General features: G+C 75.0%; 13 protein-coding genes and 1 rRNA gene. 12 read left to right on the top strand and 2 right to left on the bottom strand.

What is annotated here, in order from left to right:
• Nucleotides 1–93: ribosomal RNA gene (gene rrf, locus EV374_RS11615) — 5S ribosomal RNA — on the top strand; the annotation flags it as partial.
• 91 nt (nucleotides 94–184) lie between these two features.
• Here rrf and EV374_RS33355 read toward each other — a convergent pair.
• Nucleotides 185–2,128 (bottom strand): hypothetical protein, encoded by a 1,944-nt coding sequence (locus EV374_RS33355; RefSeq protein WP_486485706.1) that lies wholly within the window; start codon nucleotides 2,126–2,128, stop codon nucleotides 185–187.
• Between EV374_RS33355 and EV374_RS11610 the strand changes: the two genes are divergently transcribed.
• Nucleotides 2,021–2,899, top strand: a complete 879-nt coding sequence (locus EV374_RS11610; protein WP_486485712.1) for a tetratricopeptide repeat protein — start codon at nucleotides 2,021–2,023, stop codon at nucleotides 2,897–2,899. The two genes, EV374_RS33355 and EV374_RS11610, sit on opposite strands and share 108 nt — an antisense overlap.
• Nucleotides 2,896–3,912 carry an HAD-IIA family hydrolase gene (locus EV374_RS11605; protein ID WP_132234441.1) on the top strand — a complete coding sequence of 339 codons (1,017 nt, stop codon included), beginning with the start codon at nucleotides 2,896–2,898 and terminating at the stop codon, nucleotides 3,910–3,912. Before EV374_RS11610 ends, EV374_RS11605 begins: the two co-directional genes overlap by 4 nt.
• 162 nt (nucleotides 3,913–4,074) lie before the next feature.
• Here EV374_RS11605 and EV374_RS11600 read toward each other — a convergent pair whose 3' ends face one another.
• Nucleotides 4,075–4,413 (bottom strand): SCP2 sterol-binding domain-containing protein, encoded by a 339-nt coding sequence (locus tag EV374_RS11600; protein WP_132234479.1) that lies wholly within the window; start codon nucleotides 4,411–4,413, stop codon nucleotides 4,075–4,077.
• Between the two features lie 113 nt (nucleotides 4,414–4,526).
• Here EV374_RS11600 and EV374_RS11595 point away from each other — a divergent pair, with 113 nt between their 5' ends.
• From EV374_RS11595 to murJ, 9 genes are all read left to right on the top strand, one after another.
• The gene (locus EV374_RS11595; protein WP_132234439.1) at nucleotides 4,527–5,153 is read left to right on the top strand and encodes a hypothetical protein; all 627 of its coding nucleotides are present in this window, start codon (nucleotides 4,527–4,529) and stop codon (nucleotides 5,151–5,153) included.
• A gap of 28 nt (nucleotides 5,154–5,181) precedes the next feature.
• On the top strand, nucleotides 5,182–5,490 hold the full coding sequence (locus tag EV374_RS11590; RefSeq protein ID WP_132234438.1) for a hypothetical protein: 309 nt from the start codon (nucleotides 5,182–5,184) through the stop codon (nucleotides 5,488–5,490).
• Nucleotides 5,491–5,511: 21 nt separating this feature from the next.
• A complete protein-coding gene (locus tag EV374_RS11585; protein WP_132234436.1) occupies nucleotides 5,512–6,372 on the top strand; it encodes a TlyA family RNA methyltransferase in 861 nt (286 codons plus the stop codon).
• 40 nt (nucleotides 6,373–6,412) lie between these two features.
• Nucleotides 6,413–7,330, top strand: a complete 918-nt coding sequence (locus tag EV374_RS11580) for an NAD kinase (RefSeq protein ID WP_132234434.1) — start codon at nucleotides 6,413–6,415, stop codon at nucleotides 7,328–7,330.
• A gap of 115 nt (nucleotides 7,331–7,445) precedes the next feature.
• Nucleotides 7,446–9,203: a DNA repair protein RecN gene (recN, locus tag EV374_RS11575; protein ID WP_132234432.1), complete on the top strand. Its 1,758-nt coding sequence runs from the start codon at nucleotides 7,446–7,448 to the stop codon at nucleotides 9,201–9,203.
• Between the two features lie 119 nt (nucleotides 9,204–9,322).
• Nucleotides 9,323–10,501, top strand: a complete 1,179-nt coding sequence (gene steA, locus EV374_RS11570; protein WP_132234430.1) for a putative cytokinetic ring protein SteA — start codon at nucleotides 9,323–9,325, stop codon at nucleotides 10,499–10,501.
• A gap of 27 nt (nucleotides 10,502–10,528) precedes the next feature.
• Nucleotides 10,529–11,464, top strand: a complete 936-nt coding sequence (locus EV374_RS11565) for a copper transporter (protein WP_132234428.1) — start codon at nucleotides 10,529–10,531, stop codon at nucleotides 11,462–11,464.
• Between the two features lie 61 nt (nucleotides 11,465–11,525).
• Nucleotides 11,526–12,392: a hypothetical protein gene (locus tag EV374_RS11560; protein WP_132234426.1), complete on the top strand. Its 867-nt coding sequence runs from the start codon at nucleotides 11,526–11,528 to the stop codon at nucleotides 12,390–12,392.
• A gap of 1 nt (nucleotide 12,393) precedes the next feature.
• Entirely contained in the window at nucleotides 12,394–14,094 is a 1,701-nt protein-coding gene (gene murJ / locus EV374_RS11555; RefSeq protein WP_132234424.1) for a lipid II flippase MurJ, read from the top strand.
• Nucleotides 14,095–14,134: the final 40 nt, after the last annotated feature.

The raw sequence follows: 14,134 nt of genomic DNA, 5'->3' as shown, positions 1-14,134 counted from the left end.
ACGCCCGGTTACATTCCGAACCCGGAAGCTAAGCCCTCCAGCGCCGATGGTACTGCACTCGGGAGGGTGTGGGAGAGTAGGACACCGCCGGACAACTTTTCCAGTCGAGGGCCGCCCCATCCGGGTCGGCCCTCGACTGCGTAGCGTCGTAGGTGACGCAATGAGGAAGGATGTACCTGTGAGTTCAGGATCGCAGGGCGGAGATCGTCCCCGTCGCTATGAAGACCGTTCGGGTGGACGTGAGGGAGCGCCGCGTCGCGACGACCGGCCCCCGTACCGCGAGGACCGGGGCGGCGATCGCGGCGGATACGCTGGCGGCAACCGCCGCGACGGCGACTCCCGTGGTGGCGACCGCCGAGAGGGCGGCTTCCGGTCCGGTCCGCGTGACAGCGATTCCCGCGGCGGTGGCGCCCCTCGTCGGGACGCCGGCGACCGCCAGGGCGGCTTCCGCAGCGACCGTGAGGGTTTCCGGGGCGGCGACCGACGCGAAGGTGGCTTCCGTCGAGACGGTGACGAGCGATCCGGTGGCTACCGTGGCGGCGACCGTCGCGACGCCGGCGACCGTCCGGGTGGCTTCCGTGGTGGTGACCGCGAGGGTGGTTTCCGTGGTGGGGACCGTCGCGAGGGTGGTTTCCGTTCGGGTCCGCCGCGTGAGGGTGGTTTCCGTGGTGGCGACCGCCGTGAGGGCGGCGACCGCCAGGGTGGCTTCCGTGGCGGTGAGCGCGAGGGTGGTTTCCGCGGCGGGGACCGTCGTGAGGGTGGCGACCGTCCGGGTGGTTTCCGTGGTGGTGACCGCGAAGGCGGTTTCCGTGGTGGCGACCGTCCAGGTGGTTCCCGTGGCGGTGACCGCGAAGGTGGTTTCCGTGGCGGGGACCGTCGTGAGGGTGGTTTCCGTTCGGGTCCGCCGCGTGAGGGCGGCTTCCGCCGTGAGGGTGGCGACCGTCCGGGAGGCTTCCGTGGCGGTGAGCGTGAGGGTGGTTTCCGTGGTGGGGACCGTCGTGAGGGTGGCGACCGTCCGGGTGGTTTCCGTGGCGGTGACCGCGAAAGTGGTTTCCGTGGCGGGGACCGTCGTGAGGGTGGTTTCCGTTCGGGTCCGCCGCGTGAGGGCGGCTTCCGCCGTGAGGGTGGCGACCGTCCGGAAGGCTTCCGTGGCGGTGACCGCGAGGGTGGCTTCCGTGGTGGGGACCGTCGTGAGGGCGGCGACCGTCCAGGCGGTTTCCGTGGCGGCGACCGCGAAGGTGGCTTCCGTGGCGGGGACCGTCGTGAGGGTGGCTTCCGTCGTGAGGGTGGCTTCCGTCGTGAGGGCGGTGACCGTCCGGGTGGCTTCCGTGGTGGCGACCGCGAGGGCGGGTTCCGTCGTGAGGGTGGCGACCGTCCGGGTGGTTTCCGTGGGGGTGACCGCGAGGGCGGCTACCGCGGTGGCGACCGTCGTGAGGGTGGCGACCGTCCAGGCGGCTACCGCGGCGGTGACCGCGAGGGCGGCTACCGGGGCGGAGAACGCCAGGGGAACCGTCGTGAGGGTGGCGACCGTCCGGGTGGTTTCCGTGGGGGTGACCGCGAGAGTGGTTTCCGTGGCGGCGACCGTCGTGAGGGTGGCTTCCGTCGTGAGGGTGGCGACCGTCCGGGTGGCTTCCGTGGCGGTGACCGCGAGGGCGGGTTCCGTCGTGAGGGTGGCGACCGTCCGGGTGGTTTCCGTGGGGGTGACCGCGAGGGCGGCTACCGCGGTGGCGACCGTCGTGAGGGTGGCGACCGTCCAGGCGGCTACCGCGGCGGTGACCGCGAGGGCGGCTACCGGGGCGGAGAACGCCAGGGGAACCGTCGTGAGGGCGGCTTCCGGGGCGGAGAGCGTCGCGACGAGCGGCGGGAGCGTCCGGAGGCGGAGGGGGAGCGTACGGCGGCCCCCGCGCTGCCCGACGAGATCGTCGCGACCGACCTCGACAAGGACGTCCGGGCCGAGCTGCTCTCGCTGGCGAAGCCGGTCGCCGAGACGGTCGCCCGGCACCTGGTGGCGACGGGTCAGCTGATCGACGAGGACCCGTCCGAGGCGCTGGCGCACGCGCTGGCGGCCCGTCGGCTGGCGTCCCGGATCGCGGCCGTCCGCGAGGCGGTCGGCCTGGCCGCGTACCACGCGGGGGAGTGGCAGACCGCGATCGCGGAGCTGCGTACGTACCACCGGATGAGCGGGTTGCAGAGCCACCTGGCCGTGCTCGCGGACTGCGAGCGGGCGCTGGGCCGGCCCGAGCGGGCGATCGACCTGTTCCGTGGCGCGGACCGGGAGAAGCTGGACCAGGCCGTGGCGACCGAGCTGCTGATCGTAGCGGCCGGGGCGCGCGGCGACCTGGGCCAGAAGGACGCCGCCGTGGCCATGCTCCAGGTACCCGAGCTGACGAGCGAGACGGCCGAGCCGTGGACGGCCCGGCTGCGGTACGCGTACGCCGACGCGCTGCTCGCGGTCGGTCGTCGTGACGAGGCTCGCGAGTGGTTCTCCCGGGCTGCCGACGTCGACACCGAGGACGAGACCGACGCCGCCGAGCGGCTGCTGGAGCTCGACGGTGTGGTGATCGAGGGCGACGAGGAGGACGAGGAGTCCGCCGAGGCGATCGCCTCCGGCCCCGGCGCCCCGGGTGCGGTACCGGCCCGGCCGGACGCCGACCTCGCCGGCGACACGGAGCCGATCGACGCCGACGCCGACGAGGACGACGAGCAGGACGAGCACGAAGGCGAAGACGACGAGCAGGCCGCGGTCGCGGCGGTGCCGTCGGACGACCTGACCGACGACGAGCTGACCGACGACGAGGCGGACAACGTCGCGGCCGGTACGCGCGGCGACGACAGCGGGGCCGCCACCGGCGGTGGCGAGCCCACCGCCTCCGGCGAGTCGGACACCGCCCAGCGATGACGACGGGCGCCGGGGGACGGCTGGTCGACGGGTACGCCCTGGTCGTCTTCGACCTGGACGGTGTGATCTACCTGATCGACCGGCCGGTCCCCGGCGCGGTCGAGGCGGTCGGCCGGCTGCACGCCGAGGGCCGCTCGGTGGCGTACGCGACCAACAACGCCTCGCGCCGCTCCAGCGAGGTGGCCGACCTGCTCACCGGGATGGGCGTGCCCGCCCGGCCCGAGGAGGTGCTCACCTCGGCGGCGGCCGCCGCGGAGTTGCTTCGCGACAAGCTTCCCGCCGGCGCCGCGGTGCTGGTCGTCGGCACCGAGGCTCTGCGGGCCGAGCTGCGCGCGGTCGGGCTGACCCCGGTGTCCCGGGCCGACGAGTCGCCGGTCGCGGTGGTGCAGGGGTTCGGCCCGCAGGTCTGCTGGGCGGACCTGGCCGAGGCGTCGGTGGCCGTACGCGGCGGCGCGACCTGGGTCGCCACCAACACCGACCCGGCCCTGCCCAGCGATCGCGGACCACTGCCGGGCAACGGTGCCCTGGTCGCCGTGCTGCGCACCGCGCTGCGCCGGGATCCCGACGTGGTCGTCGGCAAGCCCGAGCCGGCCCTGTTCACCACGGCGGCCCGACGCGCCGGCGAGGGCCGGACGCTGCTGGTCGGCGACCGGCTGGACACCGACATCGAGGGCGCCCGGCGGGCCGGGCTGGACAGCCTGCTGGTGCTCACCGGCGTGAGCGACGCGGCCGAGCTGCTCGCCGCACCGCCGCACCGCAGGCCGACGTACGTCTCGATGGACCTGGCGGGGCTCTTCGACCCGGCGGCCGTGGTGCGGGTCCCGGGCCCGGCGGACGCCGGCGGTTGGTCGGTGGCCGCGCGGGACGACGCGCTGGAGCTGGCCGGGTCGGGGCGCGCGCTGGACGCCCTGGCGGCGCTCTGCGCGACCGCCTGGTCGGCGCGGCCGGCGCGGATCCGTCCCGGCTCGGCCGAGGCGGAGAAAGCACTGGCCGAACTCGGCCTGTCCGCCTGACGCCCGCCGACGCCGAACTGCATCCCGCTGACGGCTGCCGACGCCGAACTGCATCCCGCTGACGGCTGCCGACGCCGAACTCCATCCCGCTGACGGCCGCCGACGAACTCCGTCCCGCTGACGGACGCCCGCGTTTCCGGGTCAGGCCCCGCGCGGGTTGGCTCAGAGCAGCTTGCGCAGCTTCATCAGGTCGAGCGGGTTGGCCTTGATCGACACCCGCCGGGACGTGACCGCCCGGGTGATGTCGAGCTCGCCGCGGACCAGTGCGAGCAGGTCGTCGCTGCCGGTGCTCAGCGCGATCTTGGCCTTCGGGTCGTCGCCGTCGGCCAGGTCGACCAGGCGGCCGCCGGAGAGCCGGCCGTGGAAGGCGGTCTCCAGGTCGGTGATCCGGCAGGCCAGCGTCCGGTCGAAGTCGACCTTCTCCCGCACCGTCTCCGCGTTGCGGTCCAGCCGGGCCGCCAGATCCCGCAACGCCTGCCGGCATTCGTCCACGCTGGCCACCATCGCCCCCTCACCGCTCGCCACGCCGTCCCCGGCACCGTACCGCACAGGGCGTCACGGGGTGCCCGGTAGCGTGGCACCTGCACACCCCCGCCCCGCGGAAGGAAACAGGCATGCAGGACGCGTGGCGCGCCTACCTCGAGCTGGCCATGGGCCTGACGGAGGCGCCCCGGAAGAAGGCCCAGGACGCGGTTCGCCGGGTCGTCGGCTCGGGCGGGGCGACCGCCGCCCAGTTGCAGACCCTCGCCGAGGAGCTGGTCTCCACGGGCGCGGCCAACCGGGAGTCGCTGACCAAGCTGGTGCGGTTCGAAGTGGACCGGGCCCTCGGCGCGGTGGGGCTCGCCACCGCCGACGAGGTCGCCGAGCTGACCCGACGGGTGCACGAGCTCGAGCGTCAGCTCCGGGACGCCAAGGCGACCCTCGGCGCCCCGCCGGTGCCGACCGGCCCGGGTGCGCCGGTGCCCGCCGGCACCCAGGCGTCGGCGCACCCGGTGCCCGCCGGCGCCGGGCCGTCGCCTGCCCCGGGCGCGGCCGAACCGGCCGTACCGACGTCGGCGGCCCCCACCCCGGTGGCGAGGCCGGCCGTCGCGAAGAAGGCAGTGGCCAAGAAATCCGTGGCGAAGAAGACGGTGGCCAAGCGGACGCCGTCGGCCCTCGCCCCGACCGAGGACGCCGCGGAGCCGGTCCGGCCGGCGAAGAAGGCACCGGCCCGCAAGCGGTCGCCGGAGGACGAGGCGTGACGCGCCCGGCCCCGGCGGGGAGCGGATCGTGAACGGCCCCTTCCGGCCCGGCCCGCCGCCCGGCGCCCGCCCCGGCCCACCGGGTGCCGGCCACGGCTCGGCGACCGGCCCGTTCCGCCCCGGTCCGCCGCCCGCCGCCCGGCCGGGCCCGCGCCCCGCTCCGCCGTCGTCGCAGGAGTCCGCCGAGGACCTCGGCGACGACCGGCATCCCGCCGTGGACGCCGCCGTACGGGCCATGGCCAACGCCGCGACGCTCGCCCCGGCCGACCAGATCGCGCAGTACGAGGCGGCGTACGAGACGCTGCGGGAGACCCTCGCCACCATCGACCAGACCTGACCGACCGGAGAAGAACCACGCATGGCACGTCGTAACCGGCTGGACGCCGAACTCGTCCGCCGCGGGCTGGCCCGGTCCCGGGAACAGGCCGCCGCGCTGGTGGAGGCCGGCCGGGTCCAGCTGCGCGGGGTGCCGGCCCGCAAGCCCGCCGCGATGGTCGACCCCGCCGATCCGCTCCTGGTCACCGGCGAGGACCCCGGCTCGGAGTACGTCTCCCGGGGCGGGCACAAGCTGGCCGGCGCGCTGGCCGCCTTCGCCCCGGCCGGGCTGACGGTGGCCGGCCGGCGGTGCCTGGACGCGGGCGCCTCCACCGGCGGCTTCACCGACGTGCTGCTGCGCGCCGACGCGGCGGAGGTGGTCGCGGTCGACGTCGGCTACGGGCAGCTCGCCTGGCCGCTGCGCAACGATCCCCGGGTGCGGGTCCTCGAGCGCACGAACGTCCGTACCCTGACGCCGGAGGTCATCGACGGCCCGGTCGACCTCACGGTCGCCGACCTGTCGTTCATCTCCCTGCGGCTGGTGCTGCCGGCGCTGGCCGGCTGCACCCGGCCCGACGGTGACCTGGCGCTGATGGTGAAGCCGCAGTTCGAGGTCGGCAAGGAGCGGGTGGGCGCCGGCGGGGTGGTCCGGGACCCGTCGTTGCGCGCGGAGGCCGTGCTCGACGTGGCCGCCGCGGCGGCCCGGCTCGACCTCGGCCTGGCCGACGTGGCCGCGAGTCCGCTGCCCGGGCCGAGCGGCAACGTCGAGTTCTTCGTATGGTTACGCCGGGACGCACCGCCGGCGGACCCGGAGCGGGTGCGCGCGGTGGTGACCGCCGGGCCGGGTGGCCCGGTGCCGTCCGGCGACCAGCCGGACGCGGCGACGGAGGAGGTGGCCGGGTGAGTGGACTGGCGAGCCCCGCGGTCGCGGGCGTGCCGCGAGGATGCCGCGTGGGCGCGACGGGACGGCCGTCCCGGTGAGCCGCACGGCGCTGCTGGTGACGCACACCGGTCGCCGGCGCAGCACCGAGCACGCCCGCGCCGTCGCCGCCGACCTGATCTCGGCCGGCTTCGAGGTGCGGGTCGTGGCCGAGGAGGCCGACGACCTCGACCTGCCCGGAGTGGTCCCGGTGACCGGCCTCGAGGCGGCCGAGGGCGCGGAGATCGTCTTCGCGCTCGGCGGGGACGGCACCTTCCTGCGCGCGGCGGAGCTGGCCCGCCCGGAGAAGGTGCCGCTGATCGGCATCAACCTCGGCAAGGTCGGCTTCCTCGCCGAGGCCGAGATCGACGACCTGGACAGCGCGGTACGCGACGTGGTCGAGCGCAACTACACCGTCGACGAGCGGCTCACCCTCGACGTGACCGCCGAGTTCGACGGCGGCCCGACCATCGAGTCCTGGGCGCTCAACGAGATCAGCGTCGAGAAGGGCGAGCGCGCCCAGATGCTGGAGCTGATGGTCGACGTGGACGGCCGCCCGCTGTCGCGGTACGGCTGCGACGGCGTGGTCTGCGCGACCCCCACCGGCTCGACGGCGTACGCGTTCTCCGGCGGCGGGCCGGTGGTCTGGCCGGAGGTGGAGGCCCTGCTGCTGGTGCCGATCAGCGCGCACGCGCTGTTCAGCCGGCCGCTGGTCACCGCGCCCACCTCCACGTTCGTCATCACCGTCGACCCGTTCACCACCCTCGCCGTGATGTCCTGCGACGGCCGACGCGTCTACGACCTGCCGCCCGGGGCGCGGGTCACCGTGCGGCGCGGTGCGCTGCCGGTGCGCGTGGTGCGGCTGCGGGACCGCCCGTTCACCGACCGGCTGGTGGCGAAGTTCGACCTGCCCGTGCACGGCTGGCGGGGCAACCGCCGCTGACCCGGGGTCCGGCCGACGCACACGGGCCGCCCCGGTGGGGTGTCGGCGGGCGGACGCACCGGCGCGCGCACGCCGGCTGGTCAAGTGTCGGGGGCCGCGTCTACTGTCGGTTGCTGTGCTGGAAGAGCTGCGCATCACCGGACTGGGCGTCATCGAGGACACCACGCTGCCGCTGACCGGCGGCATGAACGTCATCACCGGCGAGACCGGGGCGGGCAAGACCATGGTGGTCACCGGCCTCGGCCTGCTCTTCGGCGGGCGGGCCGACGCCGGGCGGGTGCGTGCCCAGCCGGGCCGGGCGGTGGTCGAGGGCCGGCTGCGGCTCGCGGGCCGCGCCGCCGCCACCGTGCACGCGCGGATCACCGACGCGGGCGGCGAGCCCGACGAGGACGGCTCGGTGCTGCTGAGTCGCACCGTCACCGTGGAGGGCCGCTCCCGGGCGCACCTGGGCGGGCGGAGCATGCCGGTGTCGATGCTCGGCGAGGTGGGCGAGCAGGCGGTGGCGGTGCACGGCCAGTCCGACCAGCTGCGGCTGCTGCGGCCGGCCGAGCAGCGGGCCGCGCTGGACCGCTTCGCCGGCCCGGAGCACGAGAAGCTGCTCGACGCGCTGCGCGAGGCGTACGCCCGCTGGCGCGCGGTGGTCGACGACCTGTCCGACCGGCGGCGCAACGCCCGCGAGCGCAACCAGGAGGCGGACCTGCTGCGGCTCGGCCTCGACGAGATCACCCGGGTCGACCCGCAGCCCGGCGAGGACGACGAGCTGAAGGCGGAGGCGCAGCGGCTGGAGCACGCCGAGGGGCTGCGTACCGCGGCGCAGGTGGCCCACCAGTGCGTGGCCGGCGGCGTGGAGGCGACCGACGAGACGCCGGACGCGGCGGCGTTGCTCGGCACCGCCCGCCGCACCCTGGAGGCGCAGGCCGGCACGGACCCGGCGCTGGGTGAGCTGGCGGGGCGGCTGGAGGAGGCGGCGACCCTCGTCACGGACGTCTCCGCCGAGCTGTCGGCCTACCTCGCCGCGCTGGACGCCGACCCGGCCCGGTTGCAGACCGTCTACGAGCGGCGGGCGGCGCTGCGTGCGCTCACCCGCAAGTACGCCGACGACGTCGACGGGGTGATCGCCTGGGCCGAGCGTGCCCGCACCCGGCTGGCCGACCTGGACACCTCCGACGACCTCCTGGACGAGCTGGACCGGGAGGCCTCCCGGCTGGCCGGCGAGGTGGCCGACCTGGCCGGCCGGGTGTCGACGTCGCGGCAGGAGGCGGCGACCCGCTTCGCCGAGCAGGTCACCGTCGAGTTGGCCGGGCTGGCCATGCCGCACGCCCGGATCGAGGTGGCGGTGCTGCCCCGCGCGGCCGGCCGCGCCGAGCCGACCCTGCCGGTCAACGGCACCGAGGTCGGCGTCGGCCCGGACGGCGGCGACGAGGTCGAGCTGCGCCTGCTGGCCCACCCGGGCGCGCCCTCGCTGCCGTTGCAGCGCGGCGCCTCCGGCGGTGAGCTGTCCCGGGTGATGCTCGCCATCGAGGTGGTCTTCGCCGGCTCGGGCGGGCCGCCCACGCTGGTCTTCGACGAGGTCGACGCCGGCGTCGGCGGCCAGGCCGCGGTCGAGATCGGCCGGCGGCTGGCCCGGCTGGCCCGTAGCCACCAGGTGCTGGTCGTCACCCACCTGCCGCAGGTGGCCGCGTTCGCCGACCGGCACCTGGTGGTGGCGAAGGACACGGGCGGGGCGGTGACCACCAGCGGGGTGCGGGTGGTGGAGGACACCGAGCGCGCCCGGGAGCTGGCCCGGATGCTCGCGGGTTTGCCGGACTCGGACCTGGGTATCGCGCACGCCGAGGAGCTTCTCGCCGTGGCGGCCCGGGAAAGGCGCCCGTGAGGTCGGCGATTGTGAGCACAGGCACACCGGCCTGCGCGTTAGTGTGCTTCCCTGGGTAGGCGGCCCTGCTCAGGCATGTCGCGACAGAATTGCCTGCCTCACATGCCAGGATGGTCACGATGCGTCTACCCACGTTGCGCCGGACCCGGAACGCGGAACCGGGCAGGATCCTCGGCACCGCACGCCTCGACCGCCGGACAAAACGCCTGGTCGGCCGGCTCCGCCCCGGTGACATCGCGGTCATCGACCACGTCGATCTCGACCGTGTCGCCGCCGACTCGCTCGTCGCCGTCGGTGTCGGCGCCGTGCTCAACGCGAAGCCGTCGGTCTCCGGCCGCTACCCCAACCTGGGGCCCGAGGTGCTGGTCGCCGCCGGCATTCCGCTCCTGGACGACCTGGGGGAGGGGGTCTTCGAGCGGATCCGCGAGGGCGACACCGTCCGGATCGAGGGCAACACCGTCTTCCTCGGCGACGAGCCGGTGGCACACGGCAGCCTCCAGGACGCCGAGTCGGTGGCCAAGTCGATGGCCGACGCCCGGGAGGGGCTCTCGGTCCAGTTGGAGGCGTTCGCCGCCAACACGATGGACTACCTCCGCCAGGAGCGCGACCTGCTCCTCGACGGCGTCGGCGTGCCGGAGATCCAGACGGAGATGCAGGGGCGGCACTGCCTGATCGTGGTGCGCGGCTACGACTACAAGGCCGACCTGGACGTGCTGCGCCCCTACATCCGCGAGTTCAAGCCGGTGCTGATCGGTGTCGACGGCGGCGCCGACGCGCTGGTGGAGGCCGGCTACACGCCGGACATGATCATCGGCGACATGGACTCGGTCACCGACGACGTGCTGCGCTGCGGCGCCGAGGTGATCGTGCACGCCTATCCGGACGGTCGGGCGCCCGGCCTGGCCCGGGTCAACGGCCTCGGCGTGCCGGCGGTGACCTTCCCGGCGGCGGCGACCAGCGAGGACCTGGCCATGCTGCTGGCCGACGAGAAGGGCGCCTCGCTGCTGGTCGCGGTCGGCACCCACGCCACGCTCGTCGAGTTCCTCGACAAGGGTCGCGGCGGGATGGCCTCCACGTTCCTGACCCGGCTCAAGGTCGGCGGCAAGCTGGTCGACGCCAAGGGGGTGAGCCGGCTCTACCGGCAGAGCATCTCCGGATCGTCGCTGCTGCTGCTGGTGCTCTCCGCGATCGCGGCGATGGCGTCGGCGGTGGCGGTCTCCACCGTCGGCAAGGCGTACTTGGGCGTGGTCTCCGAGTGGTGGAACAATTTCGTGTTCCAGCTCGAACAGCTTTTCTAGCGTCCCACCGACCAAGAGGCGACAGGTGTGATCAACTTCCGGTACCACGTGGTGTCCCTGACCGCGGTCTTCCTCGCGTTGGCGATCGGTCTGGTGGTCGGCACCGCCGCCCTGAACGGCCCGGTGGCCGACTCGCTCAAGGAGACCGTCAACGGGCTGCGCAAGGACAACCAGCAGATGCGCCAGGCTGTCCAGAGCATGCAGAAGGAACTGGAGCTCGAGGAGGAGTTCGCGGCCCAGACCGCGGAGTTGTTGTTGCCCGGCAAGCTGACCGGCAAGCGGGTGGTGGTGGTCAGCCTGCCCGCCGGGCGCGACCACACCGAGGGCGTGGTCAAGATGCTTCAGCTCGCCGGGGCCCAGGTGAGCCGCGTCGACCTCCAGGACAAGTTCATCGAACCGGACAACAACAACAACCTGCTGGAGTTGGCGGTCACCGCCGCGCGCCCCACCGGCGCGCCGACCACCGACCTGCCGGGCAACGGCAACGGGGTGGAGACGTCCAGCGCGCTGCTGGCCAGCGTGCTGCTCGACCGGGCACCCGGCGCCACCCCGGTCAGCGAGGCCGACCGGCGGGCGGTGCTCGCCGCCTACATCAACGCCAACTACCTGACCACCGCGAAGCCGGTCACCACGTCGGCCGAGGCCGTCGTCCTGGTCAGCGGGCAGCCGTACGTGGACAAGGACTCGGCGAAGAAGGACGAGTCGGTGCTGATGGTCGCCGAGCAGTTCGACCGGGCCGGAACGCTCGTCGTGGGCGGCAACGGCTCGGCCGGGGGCAACCTGGTGGCCGCCGTCCGGAGCGACCCGGTGCTGGTGCAGACCATCTCCACCGTCGACAACGCCAACACCGTCCAGGGCCAGCTCGTCACGGCCCTCGCGTTGGTGCAACAGGTCACCGAGAAGAAGGCCGGGCAGTACGGCGTCGCCGACAACGCCACCCTGTTGCCTACACTGCCCAAGTGATGCAACGGCGTACCCCGGTGTCCGGATCCAGGTTCTCCAACGTGCGGCGGGAGGGGGCGGCATGAGCCTGCTCGGTCGACTGCTGATCGCCGGCGCGGGCGCCGCCGCCGCCCGCTACGCGCTGCGCGAGGTGCGCACCTCACCGGCCGGGCCCGCGCTCGACCGGACCAACTTCCGCGGTCGCACGGTGACCCTGGCTGCCGGCCCCGCCCTGGCGGCCGGCGCCGCCGCGACGGGCGCGTTCGGCGCCTCCAGCGGCCCGTCGGGAGCCGCGGCCCTGGTCGCCGGGGTGGGCGCCGGGGCGGTCGGGCTCTACGACGACGTGGTCGGCACCCGGCCGGAGCAGAAGGCGGCCAAGGGGTTCGCCGGGCACCTGGCCGCGCTGCGCGAGGGCCGGGTCACCGCCGGGCTGGTCAAGGTCGTCGGGGTGGGGGCCGCGGGCCTCGGCGCCGCCGCGCTGCTCGCCGCCGACCCCCGGGTCGCCGGGCACCGGCGTCGCCAGCGGCAGGGCGCGCTGGGCCGGGGCGTCGACGTGCTGCTCGGCGCCGGTGTCATCGCCGGCACCGCGAACCTGCTCAACCTGCTGGACCTGCGTCCCGGCCGGGCGCTCAAGTCCGGCCTCCTGCTCGGCGCCCCGCTGGCGGGTGGCCCGCACGGCGGGATCGCCGCCGGTGCCGTCGGCGCCGCCGCCGGGCTGCTCCCCGCCGACCTCGGCGAGGACGTGATGCTCGGCGACAGCGGCGCGAACGCGCTCGGCGCGCTGCTCGGCGTGGCGCTGGCCGCGCGTACCGGGCCCGCCGGGCGGGCCGGGCTGCTCGCCGTGCTCGCCGGCCTCACCGCGGCCAGCGAGAAGGTCAGCTTCACCCAGGTCATCCAGCGCACCCCCGGGCTGCGCGAGCTCGACGCACTGGGCCGGCGCGCCGACTGACGTGACGACCCCGGCACCCCTCGCCGGCGCCGGCCGTGTCGCCGGAGCGGCCGCGCTCATCGCCGTACTCACCGTCCTCAGCCGGCTCGCCGGCTTCGGCCGTACCGCCGTCTTCACCTGGGTCGTGCAGAAGAGCGACCTCGGTGGCATGTACGTCATCGCCAACACCGCGCCGAACATCATCTTCGAGATCGTGGCCGGTGGCGCGTTGGCGAGCCTGGTCGTACCGCTGCTGGCCGGGCCGGTCGCGGCCGGTGACCGGCGCGCGGTGTCCGCCACCACCGGGGCCCTGCTCACCTGGACGGTCACCCTGCTGGTGCCGCTGGCCGTCCTGGTCGCGGTGGCGGCCGGCCCGATCGTGTCGCTGCTCAGCGAGGGACGCTCCGAGGCCGAGCTGGCCGCCGGTGCGCGCATGCTGCGGGTCTTCGCCCCGCAGCTGCCGCTCTACGGCGTCGGCATCGTGCTCACCGGGGTGCTCCAGGCGCACCGCCGCTTCGCCTGGCCGGTGATCGCGCCGCTGCTGTCCAGCCTCACCGTGATCGTGGTGTACCTCGCCTTCGCCGGGACCGAGGGACGAAGCGTCGGCGTGGCGCAGGTGAGCGGTGGAGGCGAGCTGCTCCTGTCGGCCGGCACCACGCTCGGCGTCGTGGTGCTGTCACTGTCCCTGCTGATCCCGCTGCGCCGGTTGCGTCTACGGCCACGCCCCGGGTACGCGTTCCCGCCCGACGCTCGGGCGCGGGTGGGCGGGCTGGCGATGGCCGGGGCGGTCACCGTCACCGCGCAGCAGCTCGCGCTACTGGTGCTGCTCAACCGCGTCTCCGGCGGCCCGACCGGTTCGCCGCAGGTGTTCAACCTGGCCCAGACCATGTACCTGCTGCCCTGGGCGGTGCTGGCGGTCCCCCTCGCGGTGGCGGCGTACCCGGCGCTGGCGACCGCCGCCGCGGCGGGGCGGGACGGGGAGTACCAGCGCACGCTCTCCTCGACGGTGCGTGGGGTGCTGCTGTTCAGCTGCCTCGGCGCGGCGGCACTGGTCGGCACGGCCGCGCCGGTCGCCGCGTTCTTCTACCCGGGCGACCCGGCTTCCACCGCCGCGGCCATCGTCGGCTTCGCTCCCGGGCTGCTCGGCTACGGCCTCTTCGCGGTGCTCTCCCGCGCCCTCTACGCACGGGGCGACACCCGCCCGGCGACCTTCGCGATCACCGCCGGCTGGCTGGCCGTGCCGGTGGCGGCGGTGCCGCTGGCGGTCCTCCTGCCGGTGACGGACCGGGTGCTCGCGGTCGCCCTGGCCAACTCGGCCGGAATGGTGCTGCTCGGCGGGCTGCTGCTCGTCGCGGTGTGGCGCTCGGCCGGGCGCCCCGCGCTCGCCGGAGCGGGCCGGGCCGGCGCCGCCGGACTGCTCGCCGGCGCCCTGGCCGCGCTCGCCGGCACGGCCCTCGCCCGCTGGCTCGACGCGGCCGCCGGCGGCACCCCGACGACACCGGGCGCACTCGTGCAGGGCATGCTGTCCGGAGCCCTGGTCGGCGTCGTGTTCCTCGCCGTCGTCTGGCTGGTCGACCGGCGGGACGTGACGCCGCTGCTCGCCGGGGTGCTCCGGCGGCTGGGCAGGGCGGGCCGGCGTGGGCCGGCGGCCCCCGCCGATGGGACGGGCGAGGGCGACATCCCCCCGGAACGGGGTGGCGGGAAGGAGACGGTGTCCCGGTGAGCGGGTGCAGGACGGGTGACCAACCGACGACTACCGACGA

This window comes from Micromonospora sp. CNZ303, from assembly GCF_004345505.1.
Note: the sequence above shows the minus strand (reverse complement) of the source record. Positions and strands in the feature narration are given on the sequence as shown.

Coding starts and splice junctions, on each gene's coding strand:
- EV374_RS11605 (WP_132234441.1), top strand. CDS start 2,896: ATGACGACGGGCGCCGGGGGACGGCTGGTCGACGGGTACGCCCTGGTC.
- EV374_RS11595 (WP_132234439.1), top strand. CDS start 4,527: ATGCAGGACGCGTGGCGCGCCTACCTCGAGCTGGCCATGGGCCTGACG.
- EV374_RS11585 (WP_132234436.1), top strand. CDS start 5,512: ATGGCACGTCGTAACCGGCTGGACGCCGAACTCGTCCGCCGCGGGCTG.
- EV374_RS11580 (WP_132234434.1), top strand. CDS start 6,413: ATGCCGCGTGGGCGCGACGGGACGGCCGTCCCGGTGAGCCGCACGGCG.
- steA (WP_132234430.1), top strand. CDS start 9,323: ATGCGTCTACCCACGTTGCGCCGGACCCGGAACGCGGAACCGGGCAGG.
- EV374_RS11560 (WP_132234426.1), top strand. CDS start 11,526: ATGAGCCTGCTCGGTCGACTGCTGATCGCCGGCGCGGGCGCCGCCGCC.